The sequence below is a fragment of the Streptomyces sp. NPDC059994 genome (genome assembly GCF_042737755.1).
Lineage (GTDB): Bacteria > Actinomycetota > Actinomycetes > Streptomycetales > Streptomycetaceae > Streptomyces.
The window spans coordinates 1-21,643 of sequence record NZ_JBHWUR010000122.1 but is presented as its reverse complement, the minus strand read 5'-3'; the positions used below and the strand labels follow the sequence as shown (position 1 = coordinate 21,643).

General features: G+C 73.3%; 17 protein-coding genes. 1 reads left to right on the top strand and 16 read right to left on the bottom strand.

Annotated features, from left to right (window positions below):
* Positions 1-11: 11 nt before the first annotated feature.
* The 9 genes from ACFWA7_RS35010 to ACFWA7_RS34970 all read right to left on the bottom strand — a co-directional run bounded on the left by ACFWA7_RS35010 (position 12) and on the right by ACFWA7_RS34970 (position 13,021).
* Positions 12-845 carry a S1 family peptidase gene (locus ACFWA7_RS35010; protein ID WP_385542126.1) on the bottom strand — a complete coding sequence of 278 codons (834 nt, stop codon included), beginning with the start codon at positions 843-845 and terminating at the stop codon, positions 12-14.
* Positions 846-998: 153 nt separating this feature from the next.
* Positions 999-2,543: an RNA polymerase sigma factor gene (locus tag ACFWA7_RS35005; RefSeq protein ID WP_385542128.1), complete on the bottom strand. Its 1,545-nt coding sequence runs from the start codon at positions 2,541-2,543 to the stop codon at positions 999-1,001.
* Positions 2,544-2,889: 346 nt separating this feature from the next.
* Complete coding sequence (locus ACFWA7_RS35000) at positions 2,890-3,831, bottom strand: FadR/GntR family transcriptional regulator (RefSeq protein WP_385542130.1); 942 nt, start codon at positions 3,829-3,831, stop codon at positions 2,890-2,892.
* Positions 3,832-3,937: 106 nt separating this feature from the next.
* Positions 3,938-5,776 carry an ATP-binding cassette domain-containing protein gene (locus tag ACFWA7_RS34995; protein ID WP_385827106.1) on the bottom strand — a complete coding sequence of 613 codons (1,839 nt, stop codon included), beginning with the start codon at positions 5,774-5,776 and terminating at the stop codon, positions 3,938-3,940.
* A gap of 266 nt (positions 5,777-6,042) precedes the next feature.
* On the bottom strand, positions 6,043-6,813 hold the full coding sequence (locus ACFWA7_RS34990; RefSeq protein ID WP_371655158.1) for an NUDIX domain-containing protein: 771 nt from the start codon (positions 6,811-6,813) through the stop codon (positions 6,043-6,045).
* Between the two features lie 209 nt (positions 6,814-7,022).
* Positions 7,023-9,134 carry a glycogen debranching N-terminal domain-containing protein gene (locus tag ACFWA7_RS34985; protein WP_385827103.1) on the bottom strand — a complete coding sequence of 704 codons (2,112 nt, stop codon included), beginning with the start codon at positions 9,132-9,134 and terminating at the stop codon, positions 7,023-7,025.
* A 248-nt stretch (positions 9,135-9,382) separates the two neighbouring features.
* Entirely contained in the window at positions 9,383-10,879 is a 1,497-nt protein-coding gene (locus tag ACFWA7_RS34980) for a DUF4192 domain-containing protein (RefSeq protein WP_385542137.1), read from the bottom strand.
* Between the two features lie 252 nt (positions 10,880-11,131).
* Positions 11,132-11,587, bottom strand: coding sequence for a carboxymuconolactone decarboxylase family protein (locus ACFWA7_RS34975; RefSeq protein ID WP_385542139.1), 456 nt, complete (start codon positions 11,585-11,587; stop codon positions 11,132-11,134).
* A 228-nt stretch (positions 11,588-11,815) separates the two neighbouring features.
* A complete protein-coding gene (locus ACFWA7_RS34970; protein ID WP_385827101.1) occupies positions 11,816-13,021 on the bottom strand; it encodes a ScyD/ScyE family protein in 1,206 nt (401 codons plus the stop codon).
* Between the two features lie 371 nt (positions 13,022-13,392).
* Here ACFWA7_RS34970 and ACFWA7_RS34965 point away from each other — a divergent pair, with 371 nt between their 5' ends.
* The gene (locus tag ACFWA7_RS34965; protein ID WP_385542143.1) at positions 13,393-14,475 is read left to right on the top strand and encodes a methyltransferase; all 1,083 of its coding nucleotides are present in this window, start codon (positions 13,393-13,395) and stop codon (positions 14,473-14,475) included.
* A gap of 75 nt (positions 14,476-14,550) precedes the next feature.
* Here ACFWA7_RS34965 and ACFWA7_RS34960 read toward each other — a convergent pair whose 3' ends face one another.
* Genes ACFWA7_RS34960 through ACFWA7_RS34930 form a run of 7 tightly spaced genes read right to left on the bottom strand, consistent with a single transcriptional unit; the run spans position 14,551 to position 21,473 of the window.
* A complete protein-coding gene (locus ACFWA7_RS34960) occupies positions 14,551-15,945 on the bottom strand; it encodes an alkaline phosphatase family protein (protein WP_385827099.1) in 1,395 nt (464 codons plus the stop codon).
* Positions 15,942-17,111 carry a metabolite traffic protein EboE gene (gene eboE, locus ACFWA7_RS34955; protein WP_385827097.1) on the bottom strand — a complete coding sequence of 390 codons (1,170 nt, stop codon included), beginning with the start codon at positions 17,109-17,111 and terminating at the stop codon, positions 15,942-15,944. The genes ACFWA7_RS34960 and eboE overlap by 4 nt, the downstream gene beginning before the upstream one ends.
* A 4-nt stretch (positions 17,112-17,115) precedes the next feature.
* Positions 17,116-17,964, bottom strand: coding sequence for a TatD family hydrolase (locus ACFWA7_RS34950; RefSeq protein ID WP_385542148.1), 849 nt, complete (start codon positions 17,962-17,964; stop codon positions 17,116-17,118).
* A gap of 2 nt (positions 17,965-17,966) precedes the next feature.
* Positions 17,967-18,575 carry an EboA domain-containing protein gene (locus ACFWA7_RS34945; RefSeq protein ID WP_385542149.1) on the bottom strand — a complete coding sequence of 203 codons (609 nt, stop codon included), beginning with the start codon at positions 18,573-18,575 and terminating at the stop codon, positions 17,967-17,969.
* Between the two features lie 2 nt (positions 18,576-18,577).
* Entirely contained in the window at positions 18,578-19,444 is an 867-nt protein-coding gene (locus tag ACFWA7_RS34940) for a sugar phosphate isomerase/epimerase family protein (protein ID WP_385542150.1), read from the bottom strand.
* Entirely contained in the window at positions 19,441-20,322 is an 882-nt protein-coding gene (locus tag ACFWA7_RS34935) for an SCO3242 family prenyltransferase (protein ID WP_385542178.1), read from the bottom strand. The genes ACFWA7_RS34940 and ACFWA7_RS34935 overlap by 4 nt, the downstream gene beginning before the upstream one ends.
* An 8-nt stretch (positions 20,323-20,330) precedes the next feature.
* On the bottom strand, positions 20,331-21,473 hold the full coding sequence (locus tag ACFWA7_RS34930) for an inositol-3-phosphate synthase (RefSeq protein ID WP_385542180.1): 1,143 nt from the start codon (positions 21,471-21,473) through the stop codon (positions 20,331-20,333).
* Between the last annotated feature and the right edge of the window lie 170 nt (positions 21,474-21,643).

Below are 21,643 nucleotides of genomic sequence, written 5' to 3'. Positions count from 1 at the left end.
CCCGCGTCCCGCTACAGGGGCGCGGCGTTCCGTGACGGGCTGACGAACGCGGAGATCCGGGTGTACACCCCCGGGCTCTGGGCCTGCCCGCAGCCGCTGCCCCAGGACACCAGGCCGATCAGGCGCCCAGCGGCGACCAGCGGCCCCCCGCTGTCGCCCTGGCAGGCGTCGTGGCCGCCCCTGGGATCGCCTGCGCAGAGCATGGTGGCGCCCAGGTACTCGCCCTCCGTGTTCCCCGGGTAGGCGCGCTCACAGGCCCCGTCCGCGAGGACCTGCACCGGGGACGACCGCAGCGCCGAGGCGTAGCTGCCCCGCCCGGAGGTGTCTCCCCAGCCGTAGACGGTAGCGGCGGTGCCCGGTGCGTACGCGGCGTCGCGCGGCCCGGCAAGACCGATGACGTACGACTCGGGCAGCGCGCTCGCCAGGGTGAGCACCGCGATGTCACCGGCGTTGCTGACCGCGTTGTACCCGGGGTTGACCCAGGTGTCCCGCACGACGACCTCCTGGCCCTTGCTGCTGCGCAGCTGGGCGCGCCCCGCGATCACCTTCAGGTCCCGCACCCCGTCGGCGCCGAGCACCTCTTTGCTGAGGCAGTGCGCGGCGGTGACCACCTTGGTGGGGGCGACCACCGCTCCCCCGCAGAACTGGCCCGCGCGCGTACCCCCGAACCGGGTACGGCTGGAGAGCGCGACGGCGTACGGGTTGTCCTCGACGGAGGCGGGCGTGCCCCCGATGACCACACTGCCGGCGGCGGCGGCCGGTACGGGCGCGGCCAGCGGTACGGCGGTCGCGGCCGCCGTGAGGGCCAGCACCCCGCGCAGCGCTCGGACGGTGGGGCGTCGCATACGGTCTCCTGACTTTGGGTGACACAGGCACACCCAAGAGTCAACGAGCTATTGACGGCCCGCACCCGCTCAGACACGCGCGAGGGCCCGGCTCCCTTGCGGAAACCGGGCCTGCGTCACTACGACTACGTACTACGTACGTAAGAACGCGACCTAGTCGAGGTAGTCGCGCAGGACCTGCGAACGCGACGGGTGGCGGAGCTTCGACATGGTCTTCGACTCGATCTGACGGATGCGCTCACGCGTCACTCCGTAGACCTTGCCGATCTCGTCCAGGGTCTTCGGCTGGCCGTCGGTGAGGCCGAAGCGCATGGAGACCACGCCCGCCTCGCGTTCCGACAGGGTGTCGAGGACCGAGTGCAGCTGCTCCTGGAGGAGCGTGAAGCTGACCGCGTCGGCCGGGACGACCGCCTCGGAGTCCTCGATGAGGTCACCGAACTCGCTGTCGCCGTCCTCACCCAGGGGGGTGTGGAGGGAGATCGGCTCACGGCCGTACTTCTGGACCTCGATGACCTTCTCCGGGGTCATGTCGAGTTCCTTGGCCAGCTCCTCCGGGGTGGGCTCACGGCCCAGGTCCTGGAGCATCTGGCGCTGCACGCGCGCGAGCTTGTTGATGACCTCGACCATGTGCACCGGGATACGGATGGTGCGGGCCTGGTCGGCCATGGCGCGGGTGATCGCCTGACGGATCCACCAGGTGGCGTACGTGGAGAACTTGTAGCCCTTGGTGTAGTCGAACTTCTCGACCGCGCGGATCAGACCGAGGTTGCCCTCCTGGATCAGGTCCAGGAAGAGCATGCCGCGGCCCGTGTAGCGCTTGGCCAGCGAGACCACAAGGCGGAGGTTGGCCTCCAGCAGGTGGTTCTTGGCGCGGCGGCCGTCCTCGGCGATGATCTCCAGCTCGCGCTTGAGCTTGGGGGCGAGCTTGTCGGCGGCCGAGAGCTTGTCCTCGGCGAACAGGCCGGCCTCGATGCGCTTGGCGAGCTCGACCTCCTGCTCGGCGTTGAGGAGCGGGACCTTGCCGATCTGCTTCAGGTAGTCCTTGACCGGGTCGGCGGTGGCACCGGCGACGGCGACCTGCTGCGCGGGAGCGTCGTCCTCGTCGTCGTCGGAGAGGACGAAGCCCTTGTTCTCGCCCTCGGCCTCCTCTTCCTCGCCCTTGCCCGGCGCGACGTCCTCAAGGAGCTCTTCGCCCTCGACGGCCTCGTCGTCGCCCTTCTTGCCGGCGGTCTTCTTCGCGGCCGTCTTCTTGGCCACGGCCTTCTTGGCGACGGTCTTCTTCGCGGCCGTCTTCTTGGCGGCGGCCTTCTTGGGCGCCTCGGCGTCGTCCGCCGACACGTCCACGGTCTCGGCCGCCGGGGCCGCACTGGCCGCGACGGTCTTGGTCACGGTCGTCTTGGCCGCGACGGACTTGGTGGCGGTGCGCTTCGCCGGGCTCTTCGCTGCGACGCTCTTCCGGGTGCGCTTGGGAGATTCCGCGGCACTGACCATCAGCGTCACACCCTCTTCCTCGAGGATCTGGTTGAGGCTGCGCAGAACATTCTTCCACTGGGTTGGCGGAATCTGGTCGGCTTCGAAGGCGCGACGCACGTCATCGCCGGCGATCTGCCCATCAGCCTTTCCCCGCTCGATGAGCGCCATCACAGACTCTGACTCGGCGATCTCCGGCGGGAGCGTACGGGATGTGCTGGCCGACACGAACAACCTCTCGGAACGATGGAAACGGCTTCCGGCCCCGCCCATGATCGGGCCGGAGCCGACGACCGTCGGCTGGGGATTGTGCCGACGGCGCGGGCTGAACCTCGGAGGTGCACAGCGCCGCGAGCGGCAGCTGTATTCCTTCCTCAGCTGTTACCTCTTAGGTCATCGCACGGTTTCGAGGAGTGTTACGCCCAATCCACGTGGCCCGAGTCACACCCCATTTACGACAAAACATCCACAAGGGTCATAGTGCCCATAATCGCGTCGCCGGACCCCCCGAGGTCCGGCGACGCGTGCTTCCTCCGGGCGGGGCGGCCAGCCCGCGCCCGGCCGCGCTCCGCCGTCAGTGCTCGCGCGGCGCGGGGACGACGCGCTCGACCTCGGGGTGGACGTTGAGCAGCTGCCGCATGGCCGTCTCGGCCGCCGTCCCGTCGGCGTTCGCCAGCGCGTCCACGATCCGGGCGTGGTGGGTGAGCGCGGCTTCGGAGGGGCGGTCACAGCCGGTGATCGGCCCGCCGGAGACCTGGAGGGCGGAGCCGACGATGCCGGAGAGGTGCTCAAGCATGCGGTTGCCCGCGGCCTGGATCAGCAGGGAGTGGAACTCCGCGTCCGCCCGCGAGCAGGTGATCACGTCACCCTGCGAGAGCGAGTGGCCCATGATCTCGACCATGTCGCCGAGGCGCTGCTGGAGATCCTCGCGGCCGTGCCCCGCCGCGAGCCGGGCGGCCAGCGGCTCGATCGTCCAGCGCAGCTCGCTGAGCTCGCGCCGCTGGTCGTCGCGCTGTGGGCCGAAGGCCCGCCACTCGATGATGTCGGGGTCCAGCAGGTTCCAGTCGCTGACCGGGCGGACCCGGGTGCCGACGTTGGGGCGGGCACTGACCAGGCCCTTGGCCTCCAGTACCCGGAGCGACTCGCGGACGACGGTCCGGGAGACCTCGAAGCGCTGGCCGATCTCCTCGGGGACCAGCGGGCGGTCGGCGCCGAGATCGCCGGAAACGATCATCTGGCCGAGCTGCTGGACGAGTTGGCCGTGCAGTCCTCTCCCGCGGCTGCCCGCCGCGCGGCGGCTCACCCGGCCGAGGTCCGCCTCGGCTCCGTCCCACGCCGGGAGGGAGACGCGGTCGGCGCCACGCGCCTCCGCGTAGGGGTAGCGGTCGAGTTCGCCCGGTCCTGCGAGGCCGGTGTCGGCGGCGCGGGCGGTGGTCATCATGGTGTGCGCAAGGGTACTCACGCATCCTTTGTCGGCGGGACTTCCACGGCCCTTGAGGTCTTTGGTGAAAAGCACACGAAAGGGTGATCGCCGCACCCCTCGCAATTGACGCTTTATCGGAAAGAAGCGGGCATTCCCTGGGGAGTTGTGCTTGTCCGCATACGCCGAGGTCAGGGCAGGGTCACCAACGGGCCCTCCCGCGAAGGCCGGTGACCACGTAGGCGCAGAGCAGCACGGAGAGCGACAGCGCGAGGGCCGCGCCCTGCGGCCGGGCGAGCAGGTGCAGCGCCGCGTCGAGCCCGTTGTCCAGCATGCGCGGCCAGCGCAGCCAGGCCACGTCCCGCAGCCTGGCCGGAAGTCCGGCGGCCGAACGTGCCTGCGGAGCCGACAACGCTTTCTGTACGAGGGGTACGACGGCGACCGGCACCGCCAGGACGGCGGCGAGCCCGGCCGTGGTGGCCCGGAAGATGCCGGCCGCGAGCAGCCCGGCCCAGGCGCAGCCCACGGTCAGCCCCGCCCAACCCGCCGCCAGCGAGGGCCAGTCCGGCGGAATCCGCACCAAGTCGCCGCCGTACACCAGACGCAGGGCCTGTGCGTCCAGGGCGACGGTGAGCACGGCCAGCAGGAGGGCGGCCCCGGCCGACACGGCGAGCTTGGCGAGCAGCAGCCCGAGCCTGCGCGGGACGGTGCCGCGGTCGGCGGCGAGCGCGGGGTAGCGGTACTCCTCGCCGAAGGCGAGCGCGCCGAGGACCCCGGCGCCGAACGCGGCGGGCGGCAGTGGCAGCAGCCCCGGCCAGGCGGCTGCCAGGTGCGGCAGCGGTGTGTGCCCGGTGCGCCCGAGCACCACGGCGAGCGCGACCGACCCGACGAGCACGGCGGCGGCCAGCAGGTACGTGGTGCGCACACCGAGGAGGCGGCGGAGCTCGTAGCGGAGGGGGCGGAGTGGTGTGCGGGGTCGGGCGCGGGTGATCGGGGGGCGCGGGTGGGGGGCGGGGCCGCCGTTGTGCGGCGGGAGCGGTTCCGTCGGCGCGGCGGGGTCCGCGGCGGGGTCCGCGGCGGGGTCCGCGGCGGGGTCCGGGGTGGTTGCTGCCGCCGGAGCCGGGTGAGGGCCGGACGCCGGGGCCGGGCGGGGGCTCGGCGCCGTCGGGCCCGTGTCGCCGAACTCTTCCGTGAGGCGGTGGACGAGGACGCCGTGGCGGAACGCCGTTTCACCGACCTCGGCGCAGGTCGTGCCGTAGACGGAGAGGTGGCTGCCGTCCTCGGCGACCACCTCGACCGAGCGGCGTGCGGCGCGGGCCTCGCGGCTGACCAGGGCGCCGAGGCGGGTGGCGTGCGGGCTCGCGACGGCCACCCGGGGGCGCAGCCGGGTGCGGGCGAACTCGGTCGCGTCCTGGTCCGCGACGAGGCGGCCCGCGTCGATGGTGACCACCCGGTCGGCCACCCGGGCCGCCTCCTTGGGGTCGGCGAAGGTGCACAGCACGGTGCCGCCGTGCTGTGCGTGGCCGCGCAACAGCCCGTACATCCAGTTGTTCTCGCGCGGCGAGAGGCCCTCGGCGGGCTCGTCCAGAACCAGCGCGTGCGGGTCGCCGAGGAGGGCTGCGGCGAGCCCGAGTCTGCGGTCCATGCCGAGCGAGAGGGTGCCGAGCCGCTGGTCCCCGAGGCCGACGAGGCCGACGACGTGGAGCATCTCCTCGGCGCGGGCGGCCGGGACCCCGGCGACCGCGCACATGAGGCGGAGCTGGCCCCGGACCGTACGGGCGGGGTGGCCCGGCACGTCGCCGAGCAGAGTGCCGACCTCGCGGGCCGGGTGGGCCACCTTGTGCAGGGGGCGGCCCCGGAAGTAGGTGACGCCCCGGCCCGGTTCGAGCTCCAGCATCAGGCGCAGGGCCGTGGTCTTGCCGGAGCCGGGGGCGCCGAGCAGGGCGGTGATCAGGCCCGGCCGGGCCTCGAAGGTCAGGTCGTCCACCTCGGGCGGACGGTCGCGGCGGGGTGTGCTGGTGAGTCCAATGGCCTGGAGCATCGCTTCTCTCGCGGGGGTGAGACCGCTCGACGGCACGGCGGGAGGACAGGTACGCGGGTATGACAGGTACGACGAGTACCGGATTAACATAACGCGACATTTCATGCTTTTTGTGCAAGCCGGGCGCGTGTGTGCCCCCACGGCGGGCAGGCGTCCGCCCGGAGCGCTGGAGGTGTGCGGCCTTCAAGTGCGGACCGGACATGGCTGGTCGCGCCACGCGGCGGAGCCGCGCCATGACACGGCCCCGCGCCCCTTCAAGCGGTGGGTCAGACCTCCGGGCGGAGCATCGGGGGGTTCAGCAGTGTCGCGCCGCCCGCGCGGAACAGTTGCGCGGGGCGTCCGCCCTGGCGGGTCGTGGTGCCGCCCGACGGGACCAGGAAGCCCGGGGTGCCGGTCACCTTGCGGTGGAAGTTGCGGGGGTCGAGCGCGACCCCCCACACCGCCTCGTACACCCGCCGCAGCTCCCCGACGGTGAACTCGGCCGGGCAGAACGCCGTGGCCAGTGACGAGTACTCGATCTTGGAACGGGCCCGCTCCACGCCGTCCGCGAGGATCTGGGCGTGGTCGAAGGCGAGCGGGGCGGGCTGCTCGCCGTCGCGGCCGAAGCCGCCGTCCTGGCTCAGCAGGTCCTCGACCGGCGCCCAGCGCGCACTGTGGGCGTCGCCGCCCGCGCGTGGGGCGGGCAGATCGGGGGCGAGCGCCAGATGCGCCACGCTGACGACCCGCATGCGGGGGTCGCGCCGGGGGTCGCCGTACGTGGCGAGCTGCTCCAGATGGGCACCGTTGCCCGGGGCCGGGGCGGTGGCCGCCGGGTCCTGGGCGCAGAGTCCGGTCTCCTCGGTCAGTTCGCGGGCCGCCGCGGCCGACAGGTCCTCGTCGCCCCGGACGAAGCCGCCCGGCAGCGCCCACCGCCCCTGGAACGGCGGCTCCCCGCGACGGACGACCAGCGCGCACAGGGCGTGGCGACGCACGGTGAGCACGACCAGGTCGACGGTCACGGCGAAGGGCGGGAAGGCCGACGGGTCGTAGGGAGACATGAAGCGATCATAGTCGTCTCCCTGACGATAAACACGCCCCCGGGCACGGCCGGTCGCACCATCTTCACCAGCCGCCCCACGGGTTCCTCCCGAGGCGCCCCGCGCACGGTTTCTCACCACATTTGGCTCGATGCCCTCGGCGCCCACCGCTCCCGCCGCGGTGACCGGCGCCGCCTCTTCCTCCGTACCGGATTCACTCAGCACTCCGTTCAGCCTCCCAACTGGAGCCGGCCGGCGGCCTGCTCGACCATGCCTACGCCGAGCCTGCTGACCCGCACGGCGAACGGCTCCCCCGCGACGCTCAGCCCTGACAGCCGGACCGCGCCGAGCGGCGCCGACCGTACGGGGCACACGGCGACCGTGCCCGCCGGGGCGTCCGGGCGGATCCCGGCGAGCGTGGTGAGCAGCTGGACCGCCGAGGCCGCGGCGACGGCGGCCGGGCGGCAGGCGGCCGGGTGCGGCAGGGGGGCGCTGTCCGCGGTGCGCTGCTCCCCCGCGTACATCTCGGGCAGCCGGTAGCCGAACGCCTCGGCCGCGTCCAGGAGTCCCCGCAGCAGCGCGCTCGCCTCCTTCTCGTACCCGGCGGCCGCGAGGCCCGTGACGGCGACGGCCGTGTCGTACACCCGCACCGCGCCCGCGCGGTGGCCGAACGGGTTGTAGCCCGCCTCCTTGGCGCCGAGGCCCCGCAGGCCCCAGCCGGAGTCCATGGCCGGGCCGCCCAGGAGCCGGGCCAGCTGTTCCGTCTGCACCTTGTCGAGCAGCCCGGGGGCGAGCCGTCCCGCGCCGAGCAGCCCGGTGTCCAGGAGGTGGGCGGCGCCCCCGCCGAGCGACGGCAGGGGGCGGCCGTCGGCGGTACGGGCGGCGGCGGGGCGCCCGCCCGCGAGGTCCTCGATCCAGAACTCCTCCCGGAACCGCTCGCGCAGCCCCGCCGCCCAGGCCGCGCACTCCTGGGCCCCGGGCCTGCCGCACTCCCGCAGCAGCTCGGCGCCCAGGACGGCGGCGCGGTGGGCGTGGGCCTGGGTCTCGGCCCGCGCCAGGCCCGCCGCCGGGCCCGGCTCGCCGAGATAGCCGTCGTCACCGGCACACGCGCGCAGCCAGCGCAGACACCGCTCCGCCGCCGGCAGCAGCTCGGCCACTTCGGACTCGGCAAGCCCCCAGCGGCGCGCCTCGGCGAGCACCACCGGGAACGCGAGCGTGGCCTCCACTCCGGTACAGCTGGGTGGCAGATGGGGCCCCGCGTCCCGCAACGGCCCGGGGATGCGGCCGAACTCCCTCTCCCCGCCCGCCAGTTGGGTACGCGCAACGGCGCGCAGGGTCGCGGCCGCCAGCCGGGTGGAGAGCGGCAGGGCCATCCGCGCGGCCCACAGCGCCTCGGCCGGCGCCGGGCCGGTGCGCCAGGGGACGCCCGCCGCCGCGTACACGTCCGCCGGGTGGGCCGGGTCCCGTACGAGCAGGGCCCGCAGGTCGTCGAGGCCGCTCTGGAGCAGCGGCCCGACCCGGGGGTCGTCGCCCTCCGCCTCGGCCTGTGGCAGCGGGTGGCTCGCGGCCTGGCCGGGCGGCCGGGCGGGGCGGCCGGTGCGGTCGGTGCGGATCTGCAGCTCGATCGTGTACGAACCGCCCGGGGGCAGCTCCACGTCCCAGCGCAGCACACCCGCCGAGGCGAGCGCGTCGGCCGGGGGCGGGTGCGCGCTCACCACCGCGTGCGCGCCCGGGGCCGTCCAGCGCATGCCCGAGGCGTGGACGCTGCCCGGCAGTTCGGGTCCGGCCCGGCCCGCCGCGACCGCGCCCAGGTCGGCGAGGTCGGTCCCGAGGGCGATCTCCACGGGCAGCCGCAGGGAGCGGGGCGAGGAACTGCGCAGGGTGATCCGCTCGCTGCCGTCTGCCTGGCGCAGCCGCTCGATCGTGATCTCGGGGTCGGGGCCACTGTCGGCCGGGGTGCGCACCACCGCGAAGAAGCGGGCGCGGTCGGCCGATATCGGTCTGCCCTGGAGGGCGATCGGCTCCCGCCCGGCCACCTTCAGCTGGCAGCGCGCGAGCAGCCGGCGGCCGTGGCGGTAGAAGCCCTCCAGGCCGTGGCCGGTGAGCTGGCCGTGCTCCGCCGAGACGACGAGGCCGGGCAGGGCGACGGAGATCAGGGCCGCGTGCAGTGGGGGGAGCTCGCCGAATCCGGGTCCGGAGTTTCCGGCCGGGCCGGACGCCCGGGGCGCCGGTGCCGGGCGCCGCCCCGGCCCCGCGCCTGGTCGAGGCCCGGACCCGGGCGCGGCCGCCCGTCCCGTTCCGGGGGAGGCCGGACCGCCTCCGGCAGGGGCCCGAGGAGTCACATCGCTCCCGGAGGGGACTTCGCCCCTGGGAGAGACATCGCCCCAGAGCGGGACTTCGGCCTGGGAAAGGGCATTGGCCCGGGACGGGGGATTGGCCCGGGGAGGGACATTGAACGGCATAGCTTGCCTTCCGAGCGCTCCGGCCGCATTCGCGGGTCGGGCGGACCGCCCTCGCGCGGCGCCCGCCTCGTGAACGCGGCGGGCGGCGCACGGGTCACGGAGCGACACGGCACGGTGTGGACCCGGCGTCATCGGCCGGTCCCGTCCCGCTGCCCCGCCCGCCGGGCCCCACGCCGGGCGGACCCGGCCGTCTCGGAGCCACCGTCGACGCCCTCGGGACGGACGGAGGCGGATGCCGCGTCCCTCCTGTTCGCCGGGGAGGTGGCGGCCGCACCGTCGTTCCGGTGCGCCGGAGCCTTACGGCGGGACTTGGGCCGCCGAACGGGCCCGGCCACGCCGGACGCCGGCGCCTCCACGGCCACTCCATGCCCGGCGGCCACAGGCTCGGGCCCGGCGGGCCCGGGCACAGAGGCGCCAAGTCCCGGAACCACGAACGCATCCCCACCCGCACCCGGAGCCATAGCCTCCACCCCCTCCTCCCGCTCCCGCCTCTCCTCCCGCAGGCACCTGCGCAGTGCCTCCGGGTCCAGGCCCTGGTTGCAGGCCTGGTGGAGGAGTTGGGCGAACTGGTAGTCGGGGTCCGCGCGCAGGGCCAGGCCCAGGGCGACCCTGGCGGCGGGCTCGTCGCCGGTGGACCAGGCCACCCAGCCCGCCAGGGTGAGCGGGGCCGCCGCGTGCTCCCCGTAGCGGCCCACGCAGCGGCGCGCGAGGGCGCGCCACAGGCGCTGGGCCGGGGCCGCGTCCGGGCCCTCCATCCACTCGGCCGCACGGTCCCGGGTGGTGCGGTCCTGGAGGCCGAGGACCAGGGCCGCCGCCTCGTCGTGCGCGATCAGGCCGTCGTCCAGCGCGTCCGCGTCCGTGCGGCCCGTGGCCGGGGGCGCGCCGGAGAGGCGGCGCATCAGGCGGCCCGCCAGGTCCAGGGTCTCCCGCCCGACCCGCAGCCGCTCCTCATCGTCAAGGATGCGCGGCACGAGCGCCTCCTCCGCCGCCGCGAGCACGCGTTCCTGGTCGGCCGCCGCCGGGCGCCGCCAGGGGGCGAGCCGCGCCTCCATCTCCCGCAGGGAGCCCCGGACTTGGAGCCCGGCGAAGGTCGCTGCCGCCGCCAGCACCGACGTACCGGGCAGGGCCAGCACGTTCCCCTCCGGCGGGCAGCAGCGCGCGTCCGGGCAGCAGTACGACCAGTACCTTCCGTCCGAGATGCACAGCGCCTCCAGGACCGGAACGTCCAGGGCACCGCAAGCCGTCCGCAGGAGCTGGGCCAACGGCCGCAGCCTCTCCATGACGTGACCGGCCGTCACCTCCCCCGCCGGGTCCGGGTCCTGGCAGAGGAACACGATGATCGCGTCCGGGCGCGGCCCCCGCCGCTCGCTCCCCGTCACCAGGCACTCGGCCAGTTGCTCGGCGACGTGCGGCCACTCCCCCGGCGCACGGGGAATGCCGAGCCGGAGCCGCCCGCCGAAGCGGCCCCGGCGACCATGGAGGGCGACCATCACGACGGAGTCCGTCGGATGGAAGCCCATCAGATACGGCAGGGCGTCGGCCAGTTCGGCCGGGCTGCGCAGGGTGAGCTGCGGGTCGTCGTCGGGCAGTCCGTGGGAACCGTGCGATTCGTGGTGCTTGTTCATGCCTCGACGGTCCCGCGCCCGGCCACCCCTCACCAGCCCTGTGGATAACGTTGTCCACAGGCGAGAACAAGCCATCGCGATGATCTGCATACTGATCCAGGTACCAACCCGCGTACCGACCTGCGTACTGGTCTGTGTACCCAACTGTGTGCTGAGGGGCGGTGGGACCGTCGCGTGTCGTCGTGCGACCGTCACACCGCCCACTCGGTCCGGGCCCGGCCGGGCCGTACCGAACACCTCGCTAGGCCGTGCCTACCACTTCTGGCCGGCCTGCTGCTTCGTCGTGGCGTTGAGGCGGTTGAACAGATTGCTGACGGCGATGTGCAGCACGAGCGCCGCGAGCTCCTGCTCGTTGAAGTGCTGGGCGGCCTCGTTCCACACCGCGTCCGGGACCGGGTCCTCGCGGTCGTTCAGCCGCGTCACGTGCTCGGTGAGCGACAGCGCCGCGCGCTCGGAGTCGGTGTAGAAGGGGGTCTCCCGCCACGCGCCGACGGAGAAGATCTTCTCGTCGCTCTCGCCCGCCTTGCGCGCCTGGCCGGACGCCGACTCCACACAGGGGCTGCAGCCATTGATCTGGCTCGCGCGCAGGTGGCTCAGCGCGAGCAGACCCGCCGGGACGCCCCCCGCGTAGGTGGCCTTGTACAGGCTCTGGATGGCCTGCATGGCGTCGGGGAGGACCATCGCCGGGTTCTGCATCCGTGCTTCCATGACTGCTCTCCTTCAGAGATCAACAGCGTTCGTTCAGCGGTGACGCCGGCTCGATCCCATCGGCCGGGATCCCGCGTCACTGGTCTGACGGGTCCCGGCGCAGGAGTGTGACCGAAGGTGGGGAAGATTTTTCCGCGCGTACGACGAAGCGGCCCCGCCGGGCGTCAGGTTCCCGGCGGGGCCGCACGTCACACGCTGATCAGTCGGTCAGCAGGACGTCGATCAGGACTACTCCGTGATCTTGATCAGCTGACCCTCGGTGCCGACCGAGTTGTTGGTCACGTAGATCTCGTTCTTCGGGCCGAAGGCCAGGCCGGTGGACATCGCCAGCTTGCCGTCGGTCGGGATCTCGGTGACCGCCTTGGTCTTGACGTCGATCCGGCTCAGCTTGCCCGGCAGCGGCGGGCCCTGCTGCTGGAAGCCACCGGTCAGCGTCAGCGCGACCAGGTTGCCGTTCTTGTCGGCGGCCAGGTCGGTCACCGCGGTCAGACCGCTGGCGAAGACCTCCGCGCGGTGGCCCGGCACGATCCGCCAGATGCGCGAGGCGCCCGGACGCAGACCGCCCATGTCGGCGATGTAGAACGCGCCGTCCGCGCCCTTGACGATGCCGCTGGGCACCGCCTGGACCTTGACCGTGCCGTCGGCCGCGACCGACTTGGTCTGCGGGACGAGGGACTCCAGCGCCTTCTTCTCCTTGGCCGACGGGGCCGTGGCGGCGCCGCCCGGGGCGGGGAGCTCGTTGTCCGGGAAGATCGCCTCGGTGGTGGTGCGGCCGCCGAAGCCGACGCCGATCAGGTCGTTGGCGCCGGCGTCCGTGACCAGGAAGCCGCGGCCGTTGCGGGCGAAGCGCCAGGCGTTGCTGTGGATCGACGCTTCCTCCTCGTTGGCCGGGTGGCCGAGGATCCAGTCCGGGTCGAGCAGCGTCTCGTGCTTGACCGGGTCACCGACGACCCAGCCGCTCGCCGTCTGGAGCGTGCCGAGCTTGGCCGCGTCCGCGCCGAGCTTGGCGCGGTCGTCCGTGCCGCCGCCGAAGCCGTTGAGGACGAGGTAACCCGACCCGTTGGCCTCCACGTCGTTGGGGCCGGCGGCCGAGATCGGCTCGTACGGGTTGGTCGGGGCCACGGCGGAGGACGCCAGGCCGGTGACGACGCGGCCCTGCTGGGTGCCCTTGACGCGGTAGACGGAACCGGTCAGTCCGACGCACTTGGTGCCCGGCGCGCAGCCCGGCTTGCCCACGCCCGACTCGGCGACCAGGATCGTCCCGTCCGCCTGGACGGAGATGCCGCGGGGGTTGTTGAGCTTGCTCGCAATGACCTCAATGTTGGCAGTGGCACCCGCGGTGGTACCGGCAGCGGCCTTCGCCTCCTTCGGCGAGGCCTGTGCCGGGCCGGGGATCAGCGTGACGGCCAGGGTGCCCACCGCCGCCGCTGCCACGAAGGCCCCACTCCAAGACCTGCGTATTCTCGACATGTCTCTCCCTCATCATGGCGTGCCCCCGTCATTGGGAGCCGACTCAACCGGCGCCACGATAGACGCTTCTACCTCAACCGTCCTGTATTCGCAGGTAAGTTGTAAGCCCTGTCCGACTGCGCCCTATCCGCAGTTGCACACTTGATTGGCAGTCGGAATTCACTGGCACCGAACTCGCGCCGGATTTCGGCCAACTCGGGGCGAGTTCTCGCGCGTTGAGTGGTTGTTCGCCGCCGTGTGCGGCTCTAGAGTCTGCCGGGCGATGCCCATAGTTTCCGGTATCCCGGTAATTGAGACTCTTGATACCGCTGCGCAACCGCCCACGGAGGATACGCATGCCCCCAATTCCGCCCGCCCGAGTCGTCCGCATCGTCGAAGGGGTGCGCGCGCGGGTGCAGCGCCTCGCCCAGCTGATGGTGCCCGCGCCGATCGCCGTCCTCGAACTGGCCCAGGGCGCCTGGGTGTCCCAGGCGATCTACGTGGCGGCCGAGCTGAAGATCGCCGACCAGCTCGCCGACGGCCCGCTGTCCTCGGAGGAGATCGCCCGGCGGATCGAGGCCGACCCGGACGCGGTCCACCGGCTGCTGCGCGCCCTCGCCGGCTACAGGATATTCAGCGAGCAGAGCGACGGCCGTTTCAAGCTGACGCCGATGGCCGACGCGCTGCGCACCGGTACGCCGATGTCGATGCGCGACATGGCCCTGTTGACAGGTCACCCCGCGAGCTGGGAGGACTGGGGTGCGCTCATCCACACCGTGCGCACCGGTCAGCCGAGCCTTGAGAAGAACCGCGGCATGCACGCGTACGAGTACCTGGGCCAGAACCCGGAATTCGCGGAGATCTTCCTCAACGGCATGGGCACGCTCTCGAATATGGAGACCGAGCCCATTCTCGCCGCGTACGACTTCTCCAAGTACAAGACGCTCGTCGACGTCTTCGGCGGCCGCGGCGGACTGCTGTCGGCGATCCTGAAGAAGACGCCCCAGTCGAAGGGCATCCTCTTCGATTCCCGGGCGGACGAGCTGGGCGCCGACGCGTTTCTCACGGAAGAGGGCGTGGTCGACCGGGTCGAGATCGACAAGGGCGATCTCTTCGGTCCGCTGCCGGCCGGTGCGGACGCCTATCTGCTGAAGCACATTCTGCATGAATGGCCGGAGCCGAAGGCGCTGGAGATCCTCAAGAACGCCCGTGAGGCAATCAGCCCCGACGGCCGGCTGCTCGTCATGGAATTCGTGCCCCCGGAGGGCAACGCGGCGCACCCCGCCAAGCTCGTCGACCTGTGGCTGATGATCCTGGTCGGCGGCAAGGAGCGCACCGAGCGCCAGTACTCGGAGATCCTGCGCGCCACCGGCTTCCAGCTGGACCGGATCGTGCAGACCGCCGCGGGCGTCTCGATCGTCGAGGCGCGCCCGGTCTGACCCGGCCTCACCTCACGTCTACGAGGAAGCTCCTGGCGGAACGATCCGCCAGGAGCTTCTTCATACGACGGGGAACTACGCCAGCCCCGCCAGCCTCAGCAGCAGACCCTTCACCTCGGTGGCCTCCACCGCGTCGCCCACCGCGTCCGGAGCCGAGCACAGCAGCAGCGGCCCGTCCTGCGGGTCGTCGGGCAGTCGGCCATGGCTGCCCCGCACCGGCGAGGGGTCCAGCGGCACGACCGCCATCCGGTAGCGCATCCCGAGCTTCTTGCGCGCCAGCGCCTTCGCGGCCTTGACCTTCACATACGGGTCGAGCGGGTCCATGAACAGCTCGACCGGGTCGTACCCGGGCTTGCGGTGGATCTCGACGAGCTGGGCGAAGTCCGGGGCGCGGTCGTCGTCGAGCCAGTAGTAGTACGTGAACCAGGCGTCCGGTTCCGCGATGGCGACCAGTTCGCCCGAGCGCGGGTGGTCGAGGCCGAAGCTCTTCTTGCCCTCGTCGTCGAGCAGCTGGTCGATGCCCGCCACGTCCGCGAGGGCCTCGCGGGTGGCGTCCAGGTCCTCGGGCCTGCGGACGTAGATGTGCGCGAGCTGGTGGTCGGCCACCGCGAACGCGCGGGACGCCATCGGGTCCAGATACTCCATGCCGTCCTGGGTGTGGACTTCGAGCAGCCCGGCGCGGCGCAGGGCGCGGTTGATGTCCACGGGCCGGCTGACACGCGTGATGCCGTACTCCGAGAGGGCCACGACCGTGCGGCCCGCCGCCTCCGCGTCGTCGAGCAGCGGAGCCATGGCGGCGTCGAGGTCGGCGGCCGCGCGGTAGGAGCGCGGGTCGTCGGGGCCGTACCGCTGCAGGTCGTAGTCCAGGTGCGGCAGGTAGCACAGCGCCAGGTCGGGGTCGCGGGTCGCCAGGATGTGGCGGGTGGCGTCGACGATCCACTGGGAGGAGACGATGTTCGCGCCGGGTCCCCAGAAGTTGAAGAGGGGGAACGTGCCGAACTTGTCGTGGAGTTCGTCGTGGAGCGCCGGGGGCCGGGTGTAGCAGTCGGGCTCCTTGCGGCCGTCGGCGTAGTAGACCGGGCGCGGGGTGACCGTGATGTCGGTGTCCGCGCCCATCGCGTACCACCAGCAGATGTTCGCGACCGTGTAGCCCGGGTGCGCGCGGCGGGCCGCGTCCCACAGCTTGTCGCCCTCGACCAGGCCGTTGTGCTGGCGCCACAGGAGGACGTCGCCCAGGTCGCGGAAGTACCAGCCGTTGCCGACGATGCCGTGCTCGGCGGGGAGCGTGCCGGTCAGGAAGGTGGACTGGGCGGCGCAGGTGACGGCCGGGAGCACCGTGCCGAGCCGCGCCCTGGAGCCGGAGCGGCTGAGCGCCTTGAGCCTGGGCATGTGCTCAAGCAGCTTGGGGGTGAGGCCGACGACGTCCAGGACGAGGAGCGGGTTGGGTGCGCCGGCGGTGGCGTCGGTCATGGCAGTTCCTTGAGGCCGAGGTCGGTCAACAGGTCCCGGGCGAGGCTGAGTTCGGCGGCGATGCCGTCGGCCAGCTGGTCCCGGTCGCGCGGGCGCAGCTCGGCGGGCAGCGCCTGCCAGGTGTACGTCTCGACCTCCAGGTGGCGGGTGTGCGCCACCGGCCCGCCGACCAGGCCCGCCAGGGTCTCGCGCAGCACGGGCAGCGTGGAGGTGAGCGGCGCCGCGGGCCGGGCGTGCAGCGGTACGTGGAAGTGCGCGCGCCAGGGAGCGGTGTCCGGCAGCGCCTGTCCGGCCAGGGCCTCGTCGAGGTCGTCGGTGCCGAGGAGCCCTTCGCCGTGCCGGGTACGGGTCTGGTGCAGGAAGCGCGGCTCGGCGAACTCGGCGAGCGCGTCCCGGACTTCGGGCCTGCCCGGCTCCTCGGCGTGCAGCGCGGCCGACAGCTGGACCTTGGGGATCGCGATCCCGGCGGCGTGCAGCGCGTCGAGCGCCTTCGACGGGTCCTCGAAGGAGGTGGCCAGATGGCAGGTGTCGACGCAGATGCCGATGCGCGGCGAGCCGATCGCGCTGAGCGGGGCGATCGCGTCGGCGGTGGTCTCCACCGTGCAGCCGGGCTCCGGCTCCAGGCCGATCCGGATGGACTTCCCGGTCTCCTCCTCCAGGGCGTCGAGCCGCGCCGCCAGTGTGGTGAGCGCGGTGCGCGCGGTCTCGGCCGCGGCGGCGTCGAAGCCGGTGCGCCAGGCGAGCGGCAGGGTGGAGATGGTGCCCTCGGTGACGTCGTCGGGAAGCAGCGCGGCGAGCAGCCGGGCCAGGTCCGCGGTGTGCTCCAGGCGTTCCGGATCGGTCCAGTCCGGCTGGTAGACGCGGTACTTGACCTCCTCGGCGCCGAACCCGTCGTACGGGAAGCCGTTGAGGGTGACGACCTCCAGGCCGCGTCCGTCGAGTTCGCGACGCAGCCCGCGCAGCGCGGCCGCGTCGGCGCTCAGCTCCTCGGCCGCGCCCCGGGCCAGCCACAGGCCGATGCCGAGCCGGTCGGTGCCCAGACGCCGGCGCACCGGCTCGCAGTGGTCCCGCAGCTGGGCGAGGACGCCGTCGAGGGTCTCGGCGGGGTGGACGTTGGTGCAGTACGCGAGGTGGACCGTGGAGCCGTCGGGGTGGCGCAGTCGCATGGGCTCACTCGCCGCCGCGGAGGATGGAGTTGCCCTCGTGCAGGGCGTCCGGGGCGGTCGGGTCCAGGTCCAGGCGTCCGCTCAGCGCGTAGAACGCGACCGGGTTGCGCCACAGCACCAGGTCCACGGCGTCCTCGTCGAACCCGGCCTTCAGCATCGCGTCGGCCACCTTGCGGGTCTTCAGCGGATCGCTCTTGCCCCAGTCCGCGGCCGAGTTGACCAGCACCTTCTCCGGGCCGTACTCGTCGAGGATGGCGACCATACGGTCCTCGTCCATCTTGGTGTCCGGATAGACCGAGAAGCCGAGCCAGGAGCCGCTGTCCTTGGCCTCCTTGACGGTCGTCTCGTTGAGGTGGTCGAGCAGCACCCGCTCGGGGGCGAGCGCCGACTCGCGTACGACGTCGATGGTGCGGCGCAGACCGGTGAGCTTGTCGCGGTGCGGGGTGTGCGCCATGGCGGGCAGGCCGTGCTCGGCGGCGAGCTGGAGCTGGACGGCGAGCGCGTGGTCCTCGGCGGGCGTCATCGAGTCGTAGCCGATCTCGCCGACCGCCACCACGCCGTCCTTGACCAGATAGCGCGGCAGCTCGTCGAGGACGGGCGTACAGCGCGGGTCGTTCGCCTCCTTGGGGTTGAGGGCGATCGTGCAGTGGTGGGCCATGCCGTACTGCGCGGCCCGGAACGGCTCCCAGCCGAGCAGCGCGTCGAAGTAGTCGAAGAAGCTCGCGGGCGAGGTACGGGGCTGGCCCAGCCAGAACGCGGGCTCGACGACCGCGCGCACGCCCGCCGCGTACATCGCCTCGTAGTCGTCGGTGGTGCGGGACGTCATATGGATGTGCGGGTCGAAGATGCGCATGGTCAGGACTCCTCGGCCCCGGTGAGGGCCAGTACGCGGTGCAGGTCGTCGGGGACGGGGCGGGCGGCGGCGGTACGTTCCTTCGCGTAGTCGCCGAGCATCCGGGCGAGTTCCGTGTCGCCGTGGGCGCGCTCCCGCAAGGAGGCGACGGCGTCCACGGGCACGCCGGTGAACAGGCACTTCAGTACGGCGTGCCGCCAGGCGTGCGGGTCCAGATGGGCCGCCGCGTAGGGGCCGACGGCCGCCGCCACCAGGCGGGTGTCGTTGGCGCGCAGCGCATCCTCGACGAGCGGCACCCCGGCCGCCGGGCCGAGGCCGAGGTCCGGGAGCGCCAGCAGGACGGCGCGGCGCTCGGCGGCGCTGCCCTGCTGGTAGATCCGGGTCGCGGTGGGCGCGTCCACGCGGGCGGTGTGCAGCATCAGGACACGTGCTTCGTCGACGGCGTCGGCGCCGAGATGGCGCCCGGCCGAGGCGAACCGCAGCTCCCAGGGGGCGGTGCCGTACCCGGCGGCCGGGCGGGCGGCGGTGTGCGCCGCCTCGGCGAGCGCCTCGTCGAGCCAGGCACGGGCGGCGCCGCCCAAGCGGGCGTCGAGTTCCGCACGAGGTATCACGGCTAGGCTCCCTTCAGGGGCGAGGCGGCACCCGCGATCAGCGGGCGCAGGAACTCCATGGATTTGCGGGCCTGTTCGGGGCCCGCGTGGGAGTGGCGGGGCAGCTCGACGACGGTCAGACCGTCGTAGCCGGTGGCGGCGAGCGCCTCCAGGACGGGCGGGAAGTCGATCTCGCCGTCCCCGAACGGCAGGTGTTCGTGCACCCCGCGCCGCATGTCCTCGATCTGGACGTGCCGCAGCCAGGGCGCGGCGGCGCGCACGCACTCCGCGGGCGAGGCGGCCTCCAGGCACTGGCAGTGCCCGAGGTCGAGCGTGAGCCCGAGCGGTTCCGGGTCGCCCAGCTGCTCGCGCAGCCGGTGGAAGTCGGCGAGGGTGGCGAGGAGGTGGCCGGGCTCGGGCTCGATCGCGAGCGCAACCCCCGCGCCCGATGCCATGTCGAGGACCGGGCCGAGAGCCTCCCCGAGCAGCTTCCAGGCGGTGTCGTCGTCGGTGCCGTCGGGCGTGATGCCGCTGAAGCAGTGCACGGCGTGCGCGCCGAGGTCGGCGGCGACACGGACGGCCGTGACGAGCAGTCCGGTGCGGCGGGCGCGGGCGTCCGGGTCCGGGTCGAGGAGGGACGGGCCGTGCTTGCGTCTCGGGTCGAGTACGTACCGGGCGCCCGTCTCCACGGTCACGCCCAGGCCGAGCTCGCCGAGCCGCTGGGCCACCCGGCGGGTGCGGGCGGGGAGTTCGGGGGCGAGCGGGTCGAGGTGCATGTGGTCGAGGGTCAGCCCCACGCCCTCGTACCCGAGGTCCGCGAGGAGCCCGAGGGCGTCGTCGAGGCGGAGGTCGGTGAGGCCGTTGGTGCCGTAGCCGAGGCGGAGGCTCATGTGGGGCTGACCTTTCGTGCGAGCTTGCGGGCTACGGGGATGAGGCCGGTCAGGGCGGCGGCGGTACGGACGGATCCTGCCCGCGCCGCGAGGGCCGCCTGGAGCGGGATCATCGCCTTGATGCCGCCGCCGACTGCCCGTTGGGTGAGCGGAGGGGACGGGTTGAGGACTGCGTGGAAGAGGGGCTTTGCCGCCGTGGCCACGTAGGTTGCGGCGAAGGCGGTCCGGGCGATGTCACGGGGCTCGGACGGAAGCCTGAACGCTTGGGTGGCGCCCGGCCGCCGCGCCGTCAGGGCGCCCAGGGTCACCGCACCCGCCAGCGCCGCCAGCGGCGCCCGCACCGAACCCCCCTGCGTCTCGTGCCGGGAGACCGTCGTCACCGCGTACGTGTGCGCGCCCAGGGCCGTGGCCGGGAGCAGGGGGCGCCTCGTCACCGTGCCGGTCGTGGCCGTCGCGCCGAGGAGGAGGTCCAGGGAGCGGGCCGCGGCCATCGCGGCCGGGCCCGCCGGCGTGTGCTTCAGGCGCAGGTCGTACGCCCACACCGTGCCCGCGAGCGCCGTCGCCACCAGCCCGGCCGGGCGGCCCGCGCGGTAGGCGAGGGCCAGGCCCGCGCCGGTGAGTCCGGCCGCCGCCGCCAGGGCCGCGGCCGGCTTGACGCGGCCGGACGGGATCGGGCGGTGGGGGCGGTCGACGGCGTCCTCCTCGCGGTCCGCCCAGTCGTTCAGGGCCATCCCCGCCTCGTACAGGCAGAGGGAGGAGCCCACCGCGAGCGCGGTGCGCCGGTTGGGGCGCAGCCCGGCGGCCGCCGCCCCCGCGAGGGCGTCGCCGGGAACGGTGAACAGGGCGGAGACGCGCAGGAGTTCGGCCCAGTCGCGCAGGACCGGCTTCACCGGGCCTCCCGCAGCCGCTCGGCGAACGACAGCAGGGCCCCGTACTGCTCGGCCAGCGCCGAGGAGCCGCCGTCCGGGTCCTTGAAGTAGAAGCCCAGCTCGGGGCGGGGGCCGGTCAGTCCGGCCTCGTGGGCGCGGGCGGTGAGGCGGGCGAGGTCGAGGACGAGCGGCGCGGCGAGCGCCGAGTCGCAGCCCTGCCAGATCGTCTGGAGCACCATCCGCGAGCCGAGGAAGCCCTCGAAGACGATGTGGTCCCAGGCGGTCTTCCAGTCGCCGAGCGCCGGAACGTCGTCGATGTGCACCTCGCCCTCGGGCAGCGAGCCGAGGTTGTCCTCCAGGACGCGGTTCTTGCCCGCGTTCTTCGCCGCCGCGGCTGCCGGGTCGGCGAGCGACGCCCCGTCCCCGCCGCCGAGCAGATTGCTGCCGGACCACGCCCGTACGGCCAGGGCGCGCTGGCGGAACATCGGGGCGAGCACCGCGCGGAGCAGGGTCTGGCCGGTCTTGCCGTCGCGGCCCGCGTAAGGGACACCGGCCGCGTCGGCCGCCGCCTCCAGGTCCGGGTGGCGCAGGCCGGTCGACGGGGTGAAGTTGACGTAGGCGCACCCGGCGCGCAGCGCGGCCGCCGCGTACAGCGAGGAGGCGGGCAGCCGGGGGTCGCCCTCGGTGGGCGCGGGCTCGGTCGAGGAGACGTTGACGACGACCGTGCGGGCCACACCGGTGCGGCGGGCGAAGTCGGTGATGTCGGCCGCGAACGCGGCGATCAGCTCCTCGTCGCCGCGGGTGTCGCCGGGCAGCGGGCCGCCCATGCGTATCTCCTCGTCGGCGGCGGCGAGTTCGGCGCGCACGGCGGCGGGCAGCCCGTGCGGGAGCACTCCCCCGCCGGCCAGCTCCTCGGCCCGCTTGGGCAGCGGGCTGCTGGACACGTCGTGGCCGCCGAAGACGAAGGACGACAGCTCGGGAAGTCCGGTCCCGGCGAAGTCGGGGGTCTCGGTGACCATGCCGGTGGCGGGCTGGAGCCCGGCGGCGACGGCGGCGCATCCGGCGACCGCCGTGGTGGCGACGGAGCCGCGGGCTCCGATGAACCAGACCCCCGTCCGGGGGCCGTTCTCGCGGGTATCTGCGTAGGGGGACACGGACAGCCTCCTGGTTACGTCAGCGCGTTGAAGCCTTTCCCACCTGACGGTAGTGGCGGCTGGTTCGGCAGCTGTTCGAACGTATCGATGATCCGCCCGTCGGCGGACGGATGCGGGTGTGCCGCAGTTGCACGGACGAACGGGCGGAGTGCTGGCGCGGGCATTCGGCCCGCGCC